Here is a 19,435-nt window from a genome sequence, read left to right on the forward strand (position 1 = left end):
GGAGGAAAGGACATCAACGAGACTCCGTTAGTAGTGGCGAGCGAACGCGGACCAGGCCAGTGCCTCAGTATTTTTAATCAGAATCGGTTGGAAAACCGGGCCTTAGTGGGTGATAGCCCCGTATGGATTTCGAAATACTGAGGACTTGAGTAGGGCGGGACACGTGTAATCCTGTCTGAACATGGGGAGACCACTCTCCAAGCCTAAGTACTCCTTAGCGACCGATAGCGAACAAGTACCGTGAGGGAAAGGTGAAAAGCACCCCGACGAGGGGAGTGAAATAGTTCCTGAAACCGGATACCTACAAACAGTCGGAGCCCAAGGTTCGTCCTGGGTGACGGCGTACCTTTTGTATTATGGGTCAGCGACTTAATCTGACGAGCAAGCTTAAGCCGGTAGGTGTAGGCGCAGCGAAAGCGAGTCTGAACAGGGCGTTCAGTTCGTCGGATTAGACCCGAAACCGGGTGATCTAGTCATGAGCAGGTTGAAGGTAAGGTAACACTTACTGGAGGACCGAACGGGTGCCTGTTGAAAAAGGCTCCGATGACTTGTGATTAGGGGTGAAAGGCCAACCAAACTCGGAAATAGCTGGTTCTCCGCGAAATATATTTAGGTATAGCCTTGCGTGAATACTCCAGGGGGTAGAGCACTGGATGGGCTAGGGGGGTTCACAGCCTTACCAAACCTAACCAAACTCCGAATACCTGGAAGTAATGCGCAGGAGTCACACAGTGGGTGCTAACGTCCATTGTGGAGAGGGAAACAACCCAGACCAACAGCTAAGGCCCCTAATTCGTGGCTAAGTGGGAAAGGATGTGGAAATCCCAAAACAACCAGGAGGTTGGCTTAGAAGCAGCCATCCTTTAAAGAAAGCGTAACAGCTCACTGGTCTAAATAAGGGTTTCCGCGCCGAAGATGTACCGGGGCTCAAGCCACGAGCCGAAGCTTTGGGCGCAGCAATGCGCGGTAGCGGAGCGTTCCATAAGCCGTCGAAGGGACAGCCGTGAGGCATCCTGGAGGTATTGGAAGTGCGAATGCTGACATGAGTAACGACAAACACTGTGAAAGACAGTGTCGCCGAAAGTCCAAGGGTTCCTGCGTAAAGTTAATCTTCGCAGGGTTAGCCGGTCCCTAAGGCGAGGCCGAAAGGCGTAGTCGATGGGAACCACGTTAATATTCGTGGGCCAGTGGGTGGTGACGGATTGCGAAAGTTGTACGGGATTATTGGATTTCTTGTGCAACCTGGCGGTCCCAGGAAATAGCCCCCACATTAGACCGTACCCCAAACCGACACAGGTGGACTGGTAGAGTATACCAAGGCGCTTGAGAGAATGATGTTGAAGGAACTCGGCAATTTACCTCCGTAACTTCGGAAGAAGGAGGCTCTCGGCTTGGGCAACCAGGTCGGGGGGGCACAGACCAGGGGGTGGCAACTGTTTAACAAAAACACAGGGCTCTGCGAAATCGTAAGATGACGTATAGGGTCTGACGCCTGCCCGGTGCCGGAAGGTTAAGAGGAGAGGTTCACGCCTTGAATCGAAGCCCCGGTAAACGGCGGCCGTAACTATAACGGTCCTAAGGTAGCGAAATTCCTTGTCGGGTAAGTTCCGACCTGCACGAATGGCGTAATGACTTCCCCGCTGTCTCCAACATCAGCTCAGTGAAATTGAATTCCCCGTGAAGATGCGGGGTTCCTGCGGTCAGACGGAAAGACCCCGTGCACCTTTACTGCAACTTTGCACTGGTATTCGTGTTAGCATGTGTAGGATAGGTGGTAGACTTTGAAGCGTGGGCGCCAGCTCATGTGGAGTCACCCTTGAAATACCACCCTTATTGACATGGATATCTAACCGCGCTCCGTCATCCGGAGCCGGGACAGCGCATGGTGGGCAGTTTGACTGGGGCGGTCGCCTCCCAAAGAGTAACGGAGGCGCGCGATGGTTGGCTCAGACCGGTCGGAAATCGGTCGTTGAGTGCAATGGCATAAGCCAGCCTGACTGCGAGACAAACAAGTCGAGCAGAGACGAAAGTCGGTCATAGTGATCCGGTGGTCCCGAGTGGGTGGGCCATCGCTCAACGGATAAAAGGTACGCCGGGGATAACAGGCTGATACTGCCCAAGAGTCCATATCGACGGCAGTGTTTGGCACCTCGATGTCGGCTCATCACATCCTGGGGCTGGAGAAGGTCCCAAGGGTTCGGCTGTTCGCCGATTAAAGTGGTACGTGAGCTGGGTTCAAAACGTCGTGAGACAGTTTGGTCCCTATCTGCCGTGGGTGTAGGAGAATTGAGAGGATTTGCCCCTAGTACGAGAGGACCGGGGTGAACGTACCTCTGGTGGAGCTGTTGTGGCGCCAGCCGCAGTGCAGCGTAGCTATGTACGGACGGGATAACCGCTGAATGCATCTAAGCGGGAAACCCACCTCAAAACGAGTTCTCCCTCGAGAGCCGTGGAAGACGACCACGTTGATAGGCCGGGTGTGGAAGTGCAGCAATGCATGTAGCTTACCGGTACTAATAGCTCGATTGGCTTAAACACTCTCATTAGTCGATATCCATCTAGGTCGACTCATGTCCCTTCAGGGATGTGAGTTTGGCCTGCGATAAAAACCCAGTTTTGCTTCTGTCCGCTTTTCGCCGGCCTGGTGACTTTTGCGGAGTGACCAGACCCGATCCCATCCCGAACTCGGCCGTCAAACGCTCCCGCGCCAATGGTACTATGTCTCAAGACCTGGGAGAGTAGGTCGTTGCCAGGCCTGCAAAAAGCGGAATGTCCTCTTTATTATGAAAGTTCGAAAAGCCCGTCAGTTCTTGGTGAAAACCAAGGCTGGCGGGCTTTTTCGCGTTCTGGAACTGCCGCCCGCAGAGGCTGAGTGATGCAGTCTGCAGCAGGCCCAGAGGAAGTGGGGATAGGCCCGCGACGCTTGAGCGGTTCGATTTTCTGGGAGCTGTCAGCGCCGGACCTGTGATCGCCACCGGCCTGACGTTCCCCGGCCGCTTTGCGCTTACCCCCAGCATGCGCGATATAGGGGCAGGCAATCCTGAAGGCGCTGCCAGCTTCGGGTGCCGCCCATGAAACAATCGATTTTGCAGCAATGATGGGTACCGCGTTGGCGTATCGATCTATGAATGGCATGCAGACTTTCGAAGTGCTGAGGAGATCTTTGTTTGAAAGCGTCCACTGACAATGCCGTCATCGAAGGAGTTGCCAGGCTAGAGGCCTTGATTGGCAAGGTCCGAGTCTCGCCATGGCTTCTGATCGATCAACATCGCATCGACGGCTTCGCTGATGTGACCGAGGATCATCAATTTCTGCATGTCGATGTCGAAGCGGCGGCAAAGGGCCCGTTCGGCGGCACCATCGCCCATGGTTTTCTATCGCTTTCGCTGTTGAGCAAGATGGCTAAGATGGCCGTGCCTATGGAGGGCGCTTCAGCGGTTCTCAATTACGGGTTTGACCGTGTCCGCTTTCTGACGCCGGTTCCATCCGGTTCGCGCATTCGCGGACATTTCACGCTTTCGCAAGTGAGCCCGCGCGCCGCCGGACAAATCCTTCTCCAATATAAAGTGGAAGTCGAGATCGAAGGCGTCGTCAAACCGGCTCTCTCGGCTGACTGGCTGATGCTGTTTCTATACGACAGCAACGAAATGGCCTGACGACGCTCTTCTCTTGGCCTAAATATTCGCGCCGCCATCAAGCGTGAACGCCGTGCCGGTGGCGAAGCGGCTTTGTGAACTGGCGATCCAGGCGACGATGCTGGCGATGTCGTGTGCCTCGCCGAAGCGCGGGATCGCCATCAGCCCACGCTGCGCATCGGCCTGGGCGCCATCGGCGGGATTCATGTCGGTGTCGGTCGAACCGGGCTGCACGATATTGGCCGTGATACCTCGGCTTCCAAGGTCGCGCGCCAGACCTTTGGTCAGGCCAATCAGCGCTGCTTTGCTGAGACTGTAGAGGCTCAAGCCAGCACCGGGAACACGGTCAGCGAGATTGCTGCCAATGGTGATGATGCGTCCGCCTTCGGTCATATGTTTGGCTGCTGCCTGCGCGGCAACGAACACCGACTTCACATTGACCGCCAATGTCTGATCGTAGTCATCGAGTGTCAGCGCATCGATCGGCTTCGCAACGAAAATGCCGGCATTGTTGATCAGGATATCGAGCCTGCCAAACGTGGCGAAGGTCTGGTCCACGGCCGCTTGAACGGCTGCTGGATCCGCGCCATCGGCGGCAAGGGCCAGTCCGTGCCGGCCTTCCGCTTCGATCTTGGCGAGCGTGGCGCGGCCTTTGTCAGCGGCGCGGACATAGGTGAAGGCAACATCGGCGCCGTCGCGGGCCAGGCGCTCCGCGATAGCAGCCCCCATACCGCGGCTTCCGCCCGTGACGAGAGCAACCTTATCTTGCAAGGGAAGCATGTTTCATATCCATTTATGTATCGATCAATACATAATAGGTGGCACGCTTGCCAGGAGGCGTCAATAAGATTATTTATCGATCGATACAGAAAGAAGGATCATGGTGGATCGGGGCCGTCGGCGTAGTTTTGATCGCGCTGCTGCATTGCACAGCGCGATGGAGGTGTTTTGGGCCAAGGGTTACGATGGCGCCTCGCTCACGGACCTGACTTCGGCCATGGGCATCAATCCGCCCAGCATGTACGCGGCTTTCGGCAGCAAGGAAGATTTGTTTCGCGAGGCGGTCGAACTCTACAATGCCGCCGAAGGCAAGGACATCTGGTCTGGGATCGAACAAGCAACGACCGCGCGCGGCGCGGTCGAGGCGATGCTGCATGCCAGCGCGGAAAGCTACTTTCAGCCTGGCAAACCGCGGGGCTGCTTGGTGGTGCTTGGCGCGCTTAATGCAGGCGCCAACAACACCGCCATTTGCGACATGCTGCGTGACATGCGTGCGGCAAGCGTCAAGCATGTGCGCCGGCGTATCGAACGTGCCATGGCGCAAGGCGAACTGCCTGACACGACGGACGCGCGCGCGATCGCCAATTTCTACATCAGCGTCCAATATGGCATGTCGATCTTGGCGCGCGATGGCATGTCGCGGAAAATGCTGGCCACGGTCGCCGACAGCGCCATGGCCGCCTGGGACGGTCTTGTCGCCTCGACCTGAACGCGGCCAGCTGTACGGCCGCTGTGGTTTTCCACCTCCGGGCTTTTCTTTTTATGCTGGCGTGCCGTATGGATGATGTCTGGCAAGCGGCTCAACTTGATATGGACATGCGGCGGGCGAACGATGAAACGCGTTGATGTCTACAAGCTTGATCAAGGTCTCGGCTTCCTGCTGCGCCTGGCAAGCGCTCGCCTGAACAATCTGTACACGCTCAAATGCGATGGGTACGACATCACGCCACGGCAATTCGCGGTTCTGATCACTTTATATCAGCAGGGGGATCTGACCCCGACGGAACTGGCCGAGCACATCAAAGTCGATCGCAGCACTTTGAGCGAGATGCTGAGCCGGATGACCGATCGCCGTCTGATCAAGCGGATCCCTGATCCCGCGGATGGTCGCTCCTATCGCTTGACCATCTTGCCTGATGGGGTTGCCCGGGTGTCGTCCCTCGCGCCTCTCGTCGAGGTGAATCATACCGAAATTCTTTCCGTCATTCCGGCCGCGGATCGCAAAAAATTCCTCACCTATCTCGCGGCCATTGGGCAGATGCCGGACGAAGACTGAGGGCGCAGAGCTTCAGCGAAACAGAGCCGCCGCTCTGAGGTCAGCGATCGCGGCCGCTGGTAGCTGTAGGATGTCACTCAGAATTTCTTCCGTGTGTTGGCCTAACGTTGGCGAGGCGTGTCGCAGCTCCGTCGGCGAAACGGAAAAGCGATAGGCCGGGCCGTTGTAATCGAGCGTGCCCATTTCGGTATGCTCGAGCGGCCAGTAATGACTGCGGGCGCGCAACACGGGATCTTCAAGCAGGTCGTTGCCACGAAAAGCGACACCTGCCGGAACGTCCGTTTCGCGCAGGGCTTGCATCAGATCAAAACTGTCCCAATGAGCTGTGGCGGCGCCGACCACTGCGTCAATCGCATCTGCATCGGTTGCTGAGATGAGACACGCAGGGGTATCACCCAACGGCCATAATACGCTGACGAAGCGCTGTAGCGTGTTCTCATCGCGCACTTCGATGGCGATCCAATTCTCGGTTCCGAGGCAAGGATAAACGCCGTGTACCAGCGCGCGCTCATCGCGATTGCCTCGCCGCATCGGTTCGCTGCCGCTCAACTGCATCTGCAACAGCTCGGGGCTCAGTAACATGATGCCGGTCTCGATCTGCGAGAGCGTGATATATTGGCCCTTGCCCGTCCGCTCACGATGGATCAGGGCGGCAAGCAAAGCAGCTGTGCCAAAGCGCGGCGAGACCGAATCCGTATAGGCGCCCTTGGGCGCTGCCGGCGGGCGATCGGGCCAGCCCGTCATTGCGTGAAAGCCGGCAAGTGCTGCGCCCTGCGCGCCAAAGCCTGGATGCTCGGCCCACGGGCCATCGGGTCCGTAGAGCGAAGAACTGAGCATGATGAGGCGCGGATTGATACGGGACGCCCACTCATAGTCAAAGCCCCATCGCGCCATCATGCCGGGACGAAAGCTCTCGGCCAGTACATCGGCCCAGGCAATCAGCGGTTCGATGACTTCGCCAGCGCGGGGATGCGACATGTCCAGCGCCAGGCCGAGTTTGGACGAATTGAAATCGGCAAAGAAGCCGCTTTTGTTGATGCCGGGTGTCCCGCCCGCGAAAGGTCCGCCGAGCCTGATCGAGTCAGGATGTTTCGACGATTCGACTTTGACGACTGTGGCGCCGTTGTCGGCGAGCTGCTTGGTGATGATTGGGCCAGCGGCCGCCCAGGTGAAGTCGAGCACTTTCAGTCCGGCAAAAATCGGGCTGTTCATCGGCTGTGTCCTCGCTCCAACACCGTCTCCAGAATGGTGTGCGTGTCGGCACCGGGCGCTGGCGCTGGCCGCAGCGCCTGCAACGGTGTCAGGCTCATCTGTGCCCAGAGGGCTGGATAATCGACGTCGATCCCACGTATGCCATCATAAAGGCGGGCGAAGAAATTGCGCTCGCGGAAATGCGGGTATTCGAAAATCTGTCGCGGGCTGGAGACGGGCGCGAGAAGAATGCGTTGCTCGACCGCCTTCTGCATCAGTTCGGCGGCGGTCTTCGTCTCGATGAAGCGGCCAATATGATCGGTGACCGCATCATAGGCCGATTGCGGGATGTTGAACTGGCCTGGTCCATTCCAGTCGTGAGCATGGAGAATGGGCGCATCAAATCCACTGGCGATCATCCAGTCGACCAGCGCGGAGAAGGATTTCTCGCGCGCCGTGCCGCCGCCGCCGCCGACTGGGCCAAAGAAAATGAAGCCGTCGGAGCAAGGCCAGACCAGCCGGGTGTAGAATTTATTGGCGCGCTCTTTGCGCACCGCGCCGCCGCGTTCCTCGTTGAGCGCGAGAATCTGCCAGGACATGGTGGTGTTGAGCAGCGTCCAGACGATACATTCCTGGATTGAAATATCGACGCGTTGGCCCGGCCCGCCACGTAGCTTGTGATAATAGGCCATCAACGCGGCATTGGCGGCTTCGGCGCCGCCCTGCATGACGCCGACGGGCATGCCGATGCGAACCGGCGGACGGTCGATATCGCCGTTGAGAAACAGGTGGCCGCCGAGGGCTTGCAGGATCGTGTCGGTCGCTGGATAGCGTTCAAAGGGCAGGCCACGACCGAACGGCCATATCTCCGTCCAGATTAGATCGGGATTGGCTGTACGGGCCAGAGCGGCGAGTTCATCGTTTTCGTTGATGCCGACGCGCTCGAAATCAGTGACGACGATGTCAGCGCTCCTGGCGAGTGCAACAAACCGGTTGCGCCCGTCTTGCGTCGTGAGATCGATCGTGACGCTGCGCTTGCCGGTGTTGAACGCCAGCCAATAGCAACTCTCTTCCGCACCATTCGGCAGCGTAGCGAGCGGCGGCAAGCGCCGCGCCGCCTCGCCGCCTGGTGGTTCGATCTTGATGACATCGGCGCCGAGATCGGCGAGCAGCCGTCCGGTCACGGCGGCGGCGGCGTGCGCGATTTCCAGCACGCGGACACCGGCAAGTGCCGCGCCCTCTGTCGATCTTTCGGTCATGGCGTGTAACCGAAGTCCTCGCCGAGGCGCGCTTGCATGGGGATGGCGCCGGCCTCACTCCAGGGCGTGCCCTCGGGCAAGGTCAGCGAGACAGCGCGCACCATGAAGGTTTCGGGATGGTCGACCCCTTTGGGCTTGATGCCCTTGTCGCGCATGGCCGCCAGGGCATCGAGCATGATCCGGCGCGCCATGGCGATGCCGGTGTCGCTGGTGCCGAGATTTTCCTTGGTGCGATCATAGATTGGCGCGACACCGGACTGACAGGCGGAATCCTGCACCCAGAGGCCTGGCAGGCCGGAGAACCAAGTTGTCTCTTGGACGGTATGGTCGAACTGGAAGCCGTCGTCGGGACCATACTTGGTCCAGAACCTCGCATAAGGCACGTTGGGCGGCTTTGGCTTATAGCTATGCACGCTGGCATGGCCGGTTTCGCGGCCGCGATGTCCTTCCTCGAACACCTTACGTGACTTCTCATACATCGGTTGCGACGGATGATAGGAGAACATGATGCAGAGCGTGTGCTCATCGTCGATGGGCACCCAGGCGTGACCACTGAGTTCCGGGTATTGCTTCATCGGCGGCACCAGCGAATAGAAGGGCAGGAGGAACTGGTTGACGCGCCAGTAGCGGGTGCTTTCATCCAGTGTGCGCCGTGACGCGATGCTCAGGCCGAAGTCGCGTTTGACACATTCGAAGACCGGCGTGAGGTCCTTGGCGGCGATCCATTGACTGACGGTGCCGCCGGAATCGATGCGGCCGTGCAAAATCGCTGCGTGGGCGCTGTCGAGTTCGCCCTCAATGGCCTGCAGCCAATTGCATTCCTGCACGCGCATGGTGAGAACGACATTTTCCTCCGGCACCAGATTCCATTCGAGGCCTGGAAGCTCCGGCAAGTCATCCTGGTTCGGTCCCATATAGGTCCAGACCACGCCGTTGCGTTCGCGGCAGGGATAGGCCTTGAGGCGGACGCGTTCTTTCAGTCGGCTGCGTTCAGGCTCAGCCAGGAGATCCACCGGCTTGCCATCGACGTCGAATTTCCAACCGTGATAGACGCAGCGAATGCCGCAATCCTCGTTGCGCGCGAAGAGCAGCGGCGCGCCTCGGTGTGGGCAGGCGTGATCGACCAGGCCGACACGCCCGGCTGTGTCGCGAAAGGCGATGAGGTTTTCATTGAGCAGGCGCACTTGCTGCGGCGCGCCGTCGGCGGCGAGTTCCTTTGAGAGCATGAAGGGGATCCAGAACAGGCGCATGAAATCGCCCATCGGCGTGCCGGCGCTGACCCTCACCAGCTTCTCGTTGTCCTCGTGCGAGAGCATGTTCTTCTCCCCAATTGGAATTTATGGTTCGCTGCTGATGATCGCGAACGACGACATGTCGTAAGGACCGATATGGACGAGACCGTTGGCGGCACGTGGCAATTGCCGTTTTCCGGCGCGGCCGGTCACTTGCAGGATCGTCTCGCGCAAATGGCCGGCGCCATGCAGCCGGCCTTCGCCGAGGCTGCCGCCGAAGGTGTTGAGGGGAAGCTTGCCGTCTTGCTCGGCATGTCCGTCGCGGATGAATTGCCAGCCGCGATAGGGCTCGCACCAGCCAAAGCCCTCGAGCCATTCGTAGATCATCGAGGAAAAGCCGTCGTAGAGCTGGCCGTGATCGATGTCGTCGCGCTTGCGTGATCCTTCGAAAATCCGGTGCGGATGCTGCCAGCCGGCCCAGCCGGTGAGGTATGCGGCTCTCGGCTTCACGGCAGCGGGCACGAGATCGCCTTTCGTCATGACGAAGGCGACAGCGCCGCAGACCGGCATATCGCAATCTAGCCGACACAGAGGCGCGGCAATCATTGGCGCCGCCATGTAATCGTCCAGGCTGACATCTTTGTTGCGCCAGACAGCAAGCGGATTATCGCGCGCGTGGCGGCGGGCGAGGGCGACGATATCGTAAAGGACTTCGCGGCCAACGCCTGCTTGCTCGAGATAGGTTCGTGCCCGTGTGGCAAAGCGGGCGCCAGCGGCCATGGCGCCGAAGGGCACCGTGAACTGATCGGCGCCATAGGCGCGATCGGCAGCGCCTGTCGCATAGGCTACGTCACGCATGTGATAGAGCGCGCGCACGCCAAGGACATAGCGGCACTCGCTCGAAAGCAGCAGGTGCGCCGCGCTGATCGCCATATCTGTCGGAAAGGATTTGTGTAGATCGGCGGCGTAGGAGAGATTTGAAATTCCCAGCCCCTTGATGATGGTGCGAGCCGATATTTCGTCGGCGCCATCGACATGCAGCGCACCGGGATTGGTCGCGATCGGTGCGCCGACATAGCCATCGATGTCAGCGATATCGATCTCCGCGTCGGCGATGGCAGCAATGGCGGCGTCGAGAGCGAAAGCGGTGATCGATCGCTGCGATTGTCGTTCGATCGTCGAGCCGCCGACGCCGATGAATGCTATGGGGGATCCCGGCGCCGTCATGCGTCACCTTCAGCCGCGACGGGGAAGGACCAATCGCCATCGGTGTCGAAAGTGACTTGGATCGCCATGCCCGCTTGCAATCGATCTTCCAGTGCGGGGCGAACCAGAACCGTCATCACGAGACCTGCTTGTTCGGCGAGTTCGATCTCGGCGATCGTGAAAGGTGGTTTCACGCCTGGGATGGTTGGCAGTTCGACGCGCGTCCATGACAGCAGGCGGGCGCGGCCCGATAAGTGTTTCCAAGACAGAGCATCGCTGCGGCAAGAGCGACAGCGTGGCGCGGGAGGATAGCTCAACTGGCCGCAGGCAGTGCATTGCGGGAGGCGCAAGGAGCCTTGTTTCGCGGTTTGCCAGAAGGGCTCCGTCTCGGCGGTTGTGATGGGTTTAGGGCGTGCCATCAGGGCCTCCGCAACGGCGCATGAAATAGCCAAGCACGACCTTGCTCTCCCTAGATTGTTCGTATACGAAATACATTCAGGGACGGCTGACGTCAACAGCCGAAAGTGCGATTGTGAAATCCGCCGACCGCCTCGTCGAACTGGAGCTGCGAACCGCATGGGACCGCTCGCCGATATTCGTGTTGTCGAACTGGCCGCACTTGGTCCAGCGCCGTTCTGCGCGATGATGCTGTCCGACATGGGCGCTGATGTGCTGCGCATCGCGCGCAAATCTGAAACATCCAAGTCCGAAACATCTCTGGGTTTTTCGCCAGGATCATCCGATTTCATGGCGCGCGGGCGACGCACGTTGGCACTTGATCTCAAGGATGCGGTTGATCTTGAACAGCTCCGTCAGCTTCTGCGGAGTGCCGATGTTGTCATGGAGGGGTTTCGCCCCGGCGTCATGGAACGTCTTGGTATTGGTCCGGATGTTTGCCTGGCTGAAAATCCCCGCCTGATCTATGCGCGCATGACGGGTTGGGGCCAGGAGGGGCCGATGGCGCATCTGCCTGGCCACGACATCAATTATCTCGCCATGTCAGGGACGCTCGACATGATGGGAACGCCGAAGGAGCCGGTTTTTCCGCTCAATCTCCTCGGCGATTTCGGCGGCGGTGGCATGTATCTGGCGTTCGGGATCGTCTGCGCGCTGCACGAGAGAATGCGGTCTGGACGCGGCCAGGTTGTGGATGCGGCCATTGTTGACGGTGTCGCATCGCTCTCGACATTCATCCATGGGCTGGAAGCCTCAGGGCAATGGGGCGCTGGCCGTGGCGGCAATCTTCTCGATGGTGGCGCGCCTTTCTATGCCATCTATCGAACGTCAGACGATCGTCACCTTGCCGTGGGCGCGATCGAACCCAAGTTCTTCGCCAATCTGATCGGCAAGCTGAGCATAATAGATATAGCGCCCGCCGATCAGTGGAAGCGCGAGCAATGGCCCGACATGCACCGCTGCTTCCAAAAGATATTTTCGACGCGCAGCCGCGATGAATGGCAAGCGATCTTTGACGGCAGTGAAGCCTGCGTTTCGCCGGTCCTAACATTGCAAGAGGCGCAGAGCGATCCGCACAATCGGGCGCGACAGGTGTTCGTCGCCACCGGCGGCCAGCTTCAAGCGGCGCCAGCGCCACGCTTCAGTCGCAGCCAGCCTGAAATCGCCGAGGCAAGTGACGAAACAATCGAGGCTGCCATCAAGAAATGGGCTCGATCAGCGAACGTAGAGGGACGGGGAACGTAACCCATCGGTACATTAACGGAGGGAGGACAACATGATGAAAATCGGATTCAAGATCGGATTTATAGCGGGCGCAGCGGCCTTGATGATATGGCCGGCCGCGAGCGCGTCAGCGCAGCAATATCCCAACAAGGTGGTGCGCGTCATCATTCCGTTCGAGGCTGGCGGTGGAACCGATATCGTGATGCGGCCGCTGGCATCGGCGCTGCAGGCGAAATGGCGGCAGACCATCATCATCGAAAACAAGACGGGTGCTGGCGGCGTCATCGGCGCCCATAACGTCGCGGCTTCCGAGCCCGACGGCTATACGATGTTGGCGACGGTGAACCAGACGATCGTCTCCAGTCGGTTCCTCTATAAGAATCTGCCTTACAATCCTGATACGAGCTTCGTGCCGATTTCACTCGTGGCGAAAGTCGTTCAAATGGCCGTGGCGCGTCCGGACGTGCCGGCCAATGATCTGAAAGAATTCGTAGCCCTCGTGCAGAAGTCCAAGGGGCAATATTCCTACGGCTCCTATGGCGATGGCAGCCCGCCGCAACTTATCTTTGAAATGTTGAACAAGAAGGCAGGTCTCGATCTGGTGCACGCGCCGTTCAAGGGATTGTCGTCGACGGTTTCAGCCTTGCTGCGTGGCGAGGTGCAGGTATCGGTGTTCAGCTCCATGGGCGCGGCGCAACCGATCGCGGAGGGCAAGCTCAAAGCGCTCGCTCTGGCCGGCAACGAGCGCGATCCGCGCTATCCCAATGTGCCGACGACGACGGAGTTGGGCTTCCCAGAACTGCAAGCAGCGATGTGGGTGGGTGTCTTCGGGCCGGCCAAAATGCCGCCAGATATTGTCGCGAAAATCGCTGGTGACATCGACGAGATCGTCAACTCACCGACGGACACGCGGGCCAATCTGATCAAGGTCGGTTGGACGCCGGTTGGTGGCAAGCCGCAGGTGTTGGCCGATGCGGTGCGCGACGAGACCAAGACCATTGGCGATATGGTTGCCGCCGCGGGGCTGAAGCCGCAATAGGTGCGTAGTGTGATTAAGGAGACGCCTTTTGTTCCGTCTCTTTGAGTTTCACCATGGTTTGCAGTAGCAGGTTGATCGGCGTCGGAATGCCGAGCTGTCGGCCTTTGCGGACCACATAACCATTGAGGTGATCGATCTCGGTCGGTTTGCCACGAGCGAGATCCTGCGCGGTGGACGAACGCTGGCCGGCCATGTCGGTGGCGATCGCGAATGTCAGGTCGTGGATGTTGGCGGGTAAGGTGATGCCAGCGGCGTTGGCCACCGTCATGCATTCATCGATGGTATTCCGGATGGTGTCGCGCACGCCATCGATTTCGATCAGCCGGCCATAGGGCAGTTGGGAGACGGCCGACAACGCGTTGTAGGAACAATTGGCCACCAGCTTGGTCCAAAGCGCACTGATGACATCGGCGGAAACTGTTGTCGGAATTTTAGCCTCGCTCAGGACGTCAGCGATACGAGGGCTGGGCGCGCTGGCGCCAATGATCAGTTCGCCTCGGCCATAATGGCGGACGTGTCCGGGGCCCGCCATTTCGGTCGCTACGTAAACCGCCGTCGGCAAAACCGTTTGCTTGAGAACAGCGGAGAGCCGCTCGGCATTGTCGACGCCGTTCTGCAGGCAAAGGATGGTCGCATCCGGTTTCAAGTGTGGCGCAATCATCCGGCCAGTCGCTTCCGTATCTGACGACTTGACGCAGAAGAGCACCACATCGGCGTCTTCGACACCGCTGATCTCGGTGGTCGCCTGCATCGGCACGTGACCGTCGAAAAGCTTGCTTTCGAGGCGCAGGCCATGTCGGGCGATCGCTTCAACATGCGTGGGGCGTCCGATCAGACATACGTCATGGCCGGTGCGGGCCAGAAGGGCGCCAAAATAACAGCCGACCGCACCGGCTCCCACGACTGCAAATTTCATTGTTGAAACTCGGATGTTGGATGTCTCCGCACAGAATAAGCGATCCTGTGACTGTAAATCCATGTTGCTACAGCTGTTATCGGCTTGGCGTAAACTGATCCGTTTGGTTCCGGCCGGCTGAATTGACACCAAGGTGAGTCTACGGATAGCCAGCGACTATCGTAAGGAGCTGGGAATGACGGTATTGAACGGTTGGGCGCGTGATCGTTTTGTTTCAGGCGGTATGCCATTACGGGCAGTTGTAGCGACTGCGGCGCTTGCCATTTTGGCCTTGGGCGCTGCGCGGGCTGAGGATTATCCGACCAGGCCGCTCTCGATGGTGGTGCCCTTCGCTGCTGGTGGTCCGAGCGATGTGACCGGGCGGATCCTGGCGCAGCGTATGGGCGAATTGTTGGGTCAGCAGGTCATCATCGACAATGTCGGCGGCGCCGGTGGTTCCATCGCCGCGCAGCGTGTCGCGAAAGCCACTCCCGACGGATACCAGTTCCTGCTTGGAAATATCGGGACTCAGGTGTGGAGCCAATTACTGCCGAAAAAGCCGGGCTATGACTCGACGGTGGATTTTGAGCCCGTCGGCCTCGTCACCAATGGTCCCCGTGTGCTGGTGGTCTCGAAAGAAATGCCGGTTACGTCACTGCAGGAATTCATCGCCTATGTCAGGACCAATCAGGCGAAGTTGAATTACGCCTCGGCTGGTGCGGGGTCGGCCTCGCATATCGGCTGCGTGCTGCTCAACTCGGTGATGGGTGTCAAGGTCACTCATATTGCCTATCGCGGCGCCGGGCTGGCGATGCAGGATGTGGCCGGCGGTCGTGTCGATTATATGTGTGACGCTATATCGACGGGCGCGCCGCAGGTGCAGTCGGGCGCCGTCCGTGGTATCGCGCTGTTGTCGGATGCACGCACCGCTGTTTTGCCTGATCTTCCGACAGCCCAGGAACAGGGCTTGAGCGATTTTGATGTCAGCGTCTGGCAGGGGATTTTCCTGCCGAAGGGCACGCCGCAGCCGATTGTCCAGCGCCTGGCCCAGGCGATCGATGACACCCTGAATACCGCGGCCGTGAGCGAGAGGATCGAGGGGCTTGGCAACGATCACATCAAGGCGGAGCGTCGTGGACCGGCTTTTCTGGCGCGTTTCCTGCGCTCGGAGATCGCCAAGTGGGATGCGCCGATCAAGGCCAGTGGTATAAGCTCGGAATAGGCCGCGAGCCGGAATCGTGGCCGGAGGAGATATGGGCGCAAAACTTTATGACCGCCTCAGCTTGAAAACGCTCAAGTTGGTGCTGGCGATCGAGAAATTTGGCTCGCTGACGCAGGCGGCCGAGGAACTGCACACGGCTGTGTCGGCCGCGAGCCGTCGCATCCAGTTTCTTGAGAGCAGCCTCGGCCACCAGGTTATCATTCGCACCGGGCGAGGGATTTCCTTGACGCCCTTTGGCCGCGTCGTCGCCAATTATGCGCGCCGCATTGCCGCCGACATCGAGCAGCTGGAGGCGAATGTTCGCGATCTGGCGGTCGGAAACACCGAAAAAATCCGCTTCGCCGTGCCGGCGCCGGCGCTTTATCACGATCTGCCCGAACAACTCGATAAATTCCTGCGGAACTATCCGAGTGTCAGCTTGTTGCTGAAGGAGCTGAAGAGCCAGGATGTGGTCGATGGTCTCCTGGGCGGCCAGGCCGATGTTGGAATTATTCTTTCAAGCCATATCACGCCTTCGCTAGAGGTTTTACCTTATCGGCGTGATCGGCTGAGCATCGTCGTCAATCCTTCTCATCCACTTGCGAGCCAGCCGTCCGTTAAGTTGGACGAGCTGTTGGAGGAGACGTGGGTTCTGCCGCATGAAACGGCCATGGGGCAAACGCTGGTGCAAGAAGCCGCGAAGCGCGGCGTTGACCTGCTCACACGCGCCCAGTCTCGCAGTCCGGCGTCAAGCTTGCGAATCGTTCACAGCGGCCTCGGCATTACGATTTTGCCGCATGAAAGCTCGGCGGCGGAAATTGCCATGCGCGGGCTGGTGGCGGTTTCGATCACCGACGACTGGGCGCAGTTCGATCTGTGGCTTGCGACCTTGCGTTCGGCCAAACTGTCGTCTGCCGTCGTCGCGCTGCTCGCCATGCTGTCTTCGGAGCAGTCTGAGGCTTTGCAAGAACAGTGACGGCTTGTTCCCAAAAGAGGGACTAGCCTGGCGCGAGGATTCGTCCCATCTTGCGCGGGCAAGCACGCTTGCGCCTGAGGGAGGATACGTCAAGCCATGGCCTATCAGCACGAAACTCCAGTTTTGTTGCCGACATCTCTCGTCGGTTCCTATTCCGTCCCAGATTGGTTGATCGACCGGGCCAGTCTTGCCAAACGCTTTCCGCCACGCGTCCGGGCGCAGGAGTTGTGGCGTGTCGCGCCTGAATTTCTGCAACAGGCGCAGGATGACGCGACGGTGTTGGCCATTCGTGATCAGGAAGAGGCTGGTCTCGACATCATCACCGACGGCGAAGTGCGGCGCGAGAGCTATTCCAATCGTTTTGCCACCGCGCTTGAGGGGGTGGATGTTGATAATCCAGGTGTGGCGCTCGATCGTTCCGGCCATCCCAATCCGGTGCCGCGTGTTACGGGCCCAATCAGGCGCAAACATCCTGTGGGCGTGCGTGATGTTGAATTTCTGCGCGGCCATACCAAGCGCGTCACCAAGATCACCGTGCCGGGTCCCTACACCATGTCGCAGCAAGCCCAGAACGATTATTATCCAGGTGGCAAGGAGCTGGCTTTCGCCTATGCGGCGGCGGTGAATGCGGAGATCAAGGATCTCTTCGCCGCCGGTGTCGATATCGTGCAGATCGATGAGCCCTATATGCAGGCGCGGCCGCAGGCGGCGCGTGAATATGGTCTTGAGGCGATGAATGCGGCCCTCGATGGCGTCAAGGGCACCACCGCCGTGCATATCTGCTTTGGCTATGCGGCGATCATTCACGAGCGGCCGCCAGGCTATTCCTTCCTGCCGGAGTTCGAGGGTTCGCCGGTCAGTCAGATCTCGATCGAGACGGCGCAATCGAAACTCGATTGTGCGGTTCTGAAAGGGCTGCCGTCGAAGACGGTTGTTCTTGGCGTGATCGATCTGTCGGATATGGCGGTGGAAACGCCGGAGCAGGTGGCGACCCGCATCCGGGCTGCATTGCCTTATATCGCGCCCGAGCGGCTGGTGATCGCGCCAGACTGCGGCATGAAATACATTCCGCGCGATGTCGCCTATGCAAAGCTGCAAGCGATGGTGCGTGGCACGCAGATGGTGCGCGACGAATTGCGGAAATAGCTGCTGTCAATCTTGCCACAGCGCTGTGATGAACAGCGCTGCGGCGAGGAATGAGGCGATGGCGCGAACGTGGTTCCAGCGCGTCCACGGCGCGCTGTACTCCATCCAGGTGGCAGCGGGCGCGGCTTCCGGTTTGGCGATGGCGGCGAGACGATTGTTGAGCGGTACGTTGCAGGCCATCGTCACGCCGATCGAGCCGATGAGATAGGCCAGCGATCCCACAGCGAGGCAGAGTGCGCCAGGCACGCTCCAGTTGGCGAGGGCCGTGACGAGCAGCGCCAGGCAGATCACGGCGGTGCCGAAGAAGATCGTCAGAAACAGCGGGTTGATGATGACGAGATTGATCGTCTGCATGGCGAGGATGGCACTTGCGCCTGGCAGCCGGTCGAAACTTTTCATGATCGTATTGGAGAAAATGAAAAAGAGGCCGGCGATGAGGCCGGCACCGAGTGTGCCCAGGAGCAGGAGCACGAAGCGGATCGTTTCATTCATGGCTGCATTCCCATCTGCTGAACCAACCTAGCAGACGATCTCAGCGGATTCCACGATACATCCCCGGTGAGACCGTTGGGTCTGCTGCCGCAATGCGCTATGCCAAGATCGATGTCGTCGATGCAGGCGAGGAAGCCGGAGGCTGGGTATGCCGGATGTGTTGGTTCTGGGGGCGGGCATGGTCGGGGTTTCGACCGCGCTGGCGCTGCAGGCACAGGGGCAAGAGGTTATTCTGGTCGACCGCACGTCGCCCGGCCGTGAGACCAGCTATGGCAATGCCGGCCTGATCCAGGCCGAGGCGGCGGAGCCGTATGCCTTCCCGCGCGATCTGGCCAGTCTCCTGCGGACCATTTTCAAACGCGGCAATGATGTGAATTATCACCTCGATGCGCTGTCGGATCAGTGGCGGCCGCTCTGGGGCTATTTTCGCGCTTCGGCGCCGGCGCGGCATGAGGCGATCTCGCGCAGCTATGCGAAGCTGACGCGGCGCTCCACGGCCGATCATGCGCCGCTCATCGCCGCCGCTGGCGCCGAGAACCTGATTCGGCGCGATGGTTTCCGCAAGGTGTTCCGCAGCACCAGCGAATTCGAGCATGGAGCGGCGCATGCGGAGCGTGTGTCGCGCCAATACGATCTGGCGCTTCGCGTCATGAACAGCGCGGAACTTGCCGCTGCCGAGCCAGCGCTGAAGATCACCTGTGCAGGCGCCTGTCATTGGCTCGACAGCTGGAGCTGCATCGATCCTGGCGGATTGACGCAAGCCTATGCGGATCTGTTTGTCGCGCGTGGTGGCCGCGTACAAACAGCCGATGCCGGCAGCCTGCAGCAGGATGGGCGCATGTGGAGCGTCGGCGTCTCTTGGGGCCGGCTGGCGGCGCGGCATGCGGTGGTGGCGCTTGGTCCTTGGTCGCCGCTGCTGCTTGAGAAATTGGGCTACCGCATTCCGCTGCTGCGCAAGCGCGGCTACCATCGGCACTACAAAGGCGGCGACGCACTGAACCTGCCGATGCTCGATGTCGAGAATGGCACGGCGCTGTCACCGATGACGGCGGGTTTCAGGGTTTTGACCGGCGCCGAGATTGCCCGTCTCGATGCACCGCCGACGCCGGTGCAAATGGTCCGGGCTGAGAAAGCCGCGCGGGAATTGCTCAATCTTGGTGAGCCGGTCGAGGCCGAGCCCTGGTTGGGAACTCGCCCCTGCATGCCCGATATGCTGCCGCTGGTTGGCGCAGCGCCGCGTCATGAGGGCCTGTGGTTCCATTTCGGCCACGGCCACCAGGGGTTCACCCTCGGTCCCACCACGGCGGCTTTGCTCGCTGAGGAAATGCAGACGGCGCGGGCGCCGATGCCGGAACTTTCGCCGCGCCGCCTGTCTTAGGCAAATCGCGTTTCAACAGAAATGCAATTTGCCTACGGTTTGACTACGT

17 protein-coding genes and 2 rRNA genes (1 of these 19 only partly in view) are annotated in these 19,435 nt (G+C 59.6%); 11 read left to right on the top strand and 8 right to left on the bottom strand.

Going from position 1 to position 19,435, the window contains the following annotated elements:
* From BLW50_RS01005 to BLW50_RS01015, 3 genes are all read left to right on the top strand, one after another.
* Positions 1-2,538 (top strand): 23S ribosomal RNA (locus BLW50_RS01005); it begins 275 nt to the left of the window's first position.
* A gap of 102 nt (positions 2,539-2,640) precedes the next feature.
* A 5S ribosomal RNA gene (gene rrf / locus BLW50_RS01010) occupies positions 2,641-2,755 on the top strand.
* 412 nt (positions 2,756-3,167) lie between these two features.
* A complete protein-coding gene (locus BLW50_RS01015; protein WP_244544093.1) occupies positions 3,168-3,656 on the top strand; it encodes a MaoC family dehydratase in 489 nt (162 codons plus the stop codon).
* Between the two features lie 18 nt (positions 3,657-3,674).
* Here BLW50_RS01015 and BLW50_RS01020 read toward each other — a convergent pair whose 3' ends face one another.
* Positions 3,675-4,415: a 3-oxoacyl-ACP reductase family protein gene (locus BLW50_RS01020; RefSeq protein ID WP_090696294.1), complete on the bottom strand. Its 741-nt coding sequence runs from the start codon at positions 4,413-4,415 to the stop codon at positions 3,675-3,677.
* A gap of 100 nt (positions 4,416-4,515) precedes the next feature.
* Between BLW50_RS01020 and BLW50_RS01025 the strand changes: the two genes are divergently transcribed.
* Both BLW50_RS01025 and BLW50_RS01030 read left to right on the top strand, forming a co-directional pair.
* Positions 4,516-5,124 carry a TetR/AcrR family transcriptional regulator gene (locus BLW50_RS01025; RefSeq protein WP_090696297.1) on the top strand — a complete coding sequence of 203 codons (609 nt, stop codon included), beginning with the start codon at positions 4,516-4,518 and terminating at the stop codon, positions 5,122-5,124.
* A gap of 123 nt (positions 5,125-5,247) precedes the next feature.
* Positions 5,248-5,691: a MarR family winged helix-turn-helix transcriptional regulator gene (locus BLW50_RS01030; RefSeq protein WP_170849916.1), complete on the top strand. Its 444-nt coding sequence runs from the start codon at positions 5,248-5,250 to the stop codon at positions 5,689-5,691.
* A gap of 12 nt (positions 5,692-5,703) precedes the next feature.
* Here BLW50_RS01030 and BLW50_RS01035 read toward each other — a convergent pair whose 3' ends face one another.
* From BLW50_RS01035 to BLW50_RS30560, 5 genes are read right to left on the bottom strand one after another with little or no spacing between them, the layout of a single operon-like run.
* A complete protein-coding gene (locus BLW50_RS01035) occupies positions 5,704-6,903 on the bottom strand; it encodes a CaiB/BaiF CoA transferase family protein (protein ID WP_090696302.1) in 1,200 nt (399 codons plus the stop codon).
* Positions 6,900-8,141: a CoA transferase gene (locus BLW50_RS01040; protein WP_090696305.1), complete on the bottom strand. Its 1,242-nt coding sequence runs from the start codon at positions 8,139-8,141 to the stop codon at positions 6,900-6,902. Before BLW50_RS01040 ends, BLW50_RS01035 begins: the two co-directional genes overlap by 4 nt.
* Complete coding sequence (locus BLW50_RS01045) at positions 8,138-9,457, bottom strand: Rieske 2Fe-2S domain-containing protein (RefSeq protein WP_090696307.1); 1,320 nt, start codon at positions 9,455-9,457, stop codon at positions 8,138-8,140. Before BLW50_RS01045 ends, BLW50_RS01040 begins: the two co-directional genes overlap by 4 nt.
* A gap of 21 nt (positions 9,458-9,478) precedes the next feature.
* Positions 9,479-10,600, bottom strand: a complete 1,122-nt coding sequence (locus BLW50_RS01050) for a thiolase family protein (protein WP_090696310.1) — start codon at positions 10,598-10,600, stop codon at positions 9,479-9,481.
* Complete coding sequence (locus BLW50_RS30560) at positions 10,597-10,998, bottom strand: Zn-ribbon domain-containing OB-fold protein (protein WP_170849917.1); 402 nt, start codon at positions 10,996-10,998, stop codon at positions 10,597-10,599. The genes BLW50_RS01050 and BLW50_RS30560 overlap by 4 nt, the downstream gene beginning before the upstream one ends.
* A gap of 157 nt (positions 10,999-11,155) precedes the next feature.
* On the opposite strand from BLW50_RS30560, the gene BLW50_RS01060 reads away from it, so the two are divergent.
* Positions 11,156-12,280, top strand: coding sequence for a CaiB/BaiF CoA transferase family protein (locus BLW50_RS01060; RefSeq protein ID WP_090696313.1), 1,125 nt, complete (start codon positions 11,156-11,158; stop codon positions 12,278-12,280).
* A 31-nt stretch (positions 12,281-12,311) separates the two neighbouring features.
* Positions 12,312-13,298 (top strand): Bug family tripartite tricarboxylate transporter substrate binding protein, encoded by a 987-nt coding sequence (locus BLW50_RS01065; RefSeq protein WP_090696315.1) that lies wholly within the window; start codon positions 12,312-12,314, stop codon positions 13,296-13,298.
* Positions 13,299-13,311: 13 nt separating this feature from the next.
* On the opposite strand, the gene BLW50_RS01070 is transcribed toward BLW50_RS01065, so the two are convergent.
* Positions 13,312-14,214 carry a ketopantoate reductase family protein gene (locus tag BLW50_RS01070; RefSeq protein WP_090696318.1) on the bottom strand — a complete coding sequence of 301 codons (903 nt, stop codon included), beginning with the start codon at positions 14,212-14,214 and terminating at the stop codon, positions 13,312-13,314.
* 175 nt (positions 14,215-14,389) lie between these two features.
* On the opposite strand from BLW50_RS01070, the gene BLW50_RS01075 reads away from it, so the two are divergent.
* From BLW50_RS01075 to BLW50_RS01085, 3 genes are all read left to right on the top strand, one after another.
* Entirely contained in the window at positions 14,390-15,415 is a 1,026-nt protein-coding gene (locus tag BLW50_RS01075) for a Bug family tripartite tricarboxylate transporter substrate binding protein (RefSeq protein WP_090696321.1), read from the top strand.
* 31 nt (positions 15,416-15,446) lie between these two features.
* Entirely contained in the window at positions 15,447-16,370 is a 924-nt protein-coding gene (locus tag BLW50_RS01080; protein WP_090696324.1) for a LysR family transcriptional regulator, read from the top strand.
* Between the two features lie 96 nt (positions 16,371-16,466).
* Positions 16,467-17,516 carry a 5-methyltetrahydropteroyltriglutamate--homocysteine methyltransferase gene (locus BLW50_RS01085; RefSeq protein ID WP_090696327.1) on the top strand — a complete coding sequence of 350 codons (1,050 nt, stop codon included), beginning with the start codon at positions 16,467-16,469 and terminating at the stop codon, positions 17,514-17,516.
* Between the two features lie 6 nt (positions 17,517-17,522).
* On the opposite strand, the gene BLW50_RS01090 is transcribed toward BLW50_RS01085, so the two are convergent.
* Complete coding sequence (locus tag BLW50_RS01090; protein WP_090696329.1) at positions 17,523-18,008, bottom strand: anthrone oxygenase family protein; 486 nt, start codon at positions 18,006-18,008, stop codon at positions 17,523-17,525.
* Positions 18,009-18,156: 148 nt separating this feature from the next.
* On the opposite strand from BLW50_RS01090, the gene BLW50_RS01095 reads away from it, so the two are divergent.
* Positions 18,157-19,386 carry an NAD(P)/FAD-dependent oxidoreductase gene (locus tag BLW50_RS01095; protein ID WP_090696330.1) on the top strand — a complete coding sequence of 410 codons (1,230 nt, stop codon included), beginning with the start codon at positions 18,157-18,159 and terminating at the stop codon, positions 19,384-19,386.
* The last annotated feature ends 49 nt before the right edge of the window (positions 19,387-19,435 follow it).

Origin of the sequence: Beijerinckia sp. 28-YEA-48 (assembly GCF_900104955.1) — a bacterium.
In the GTDB taxonomy this organism is placed as follows: domain Bacteria; phylum Pseudomonadota; class Alphaproteobacteria; order Rhizobiales; family Beijerinckiaceae; genus Terripilifer.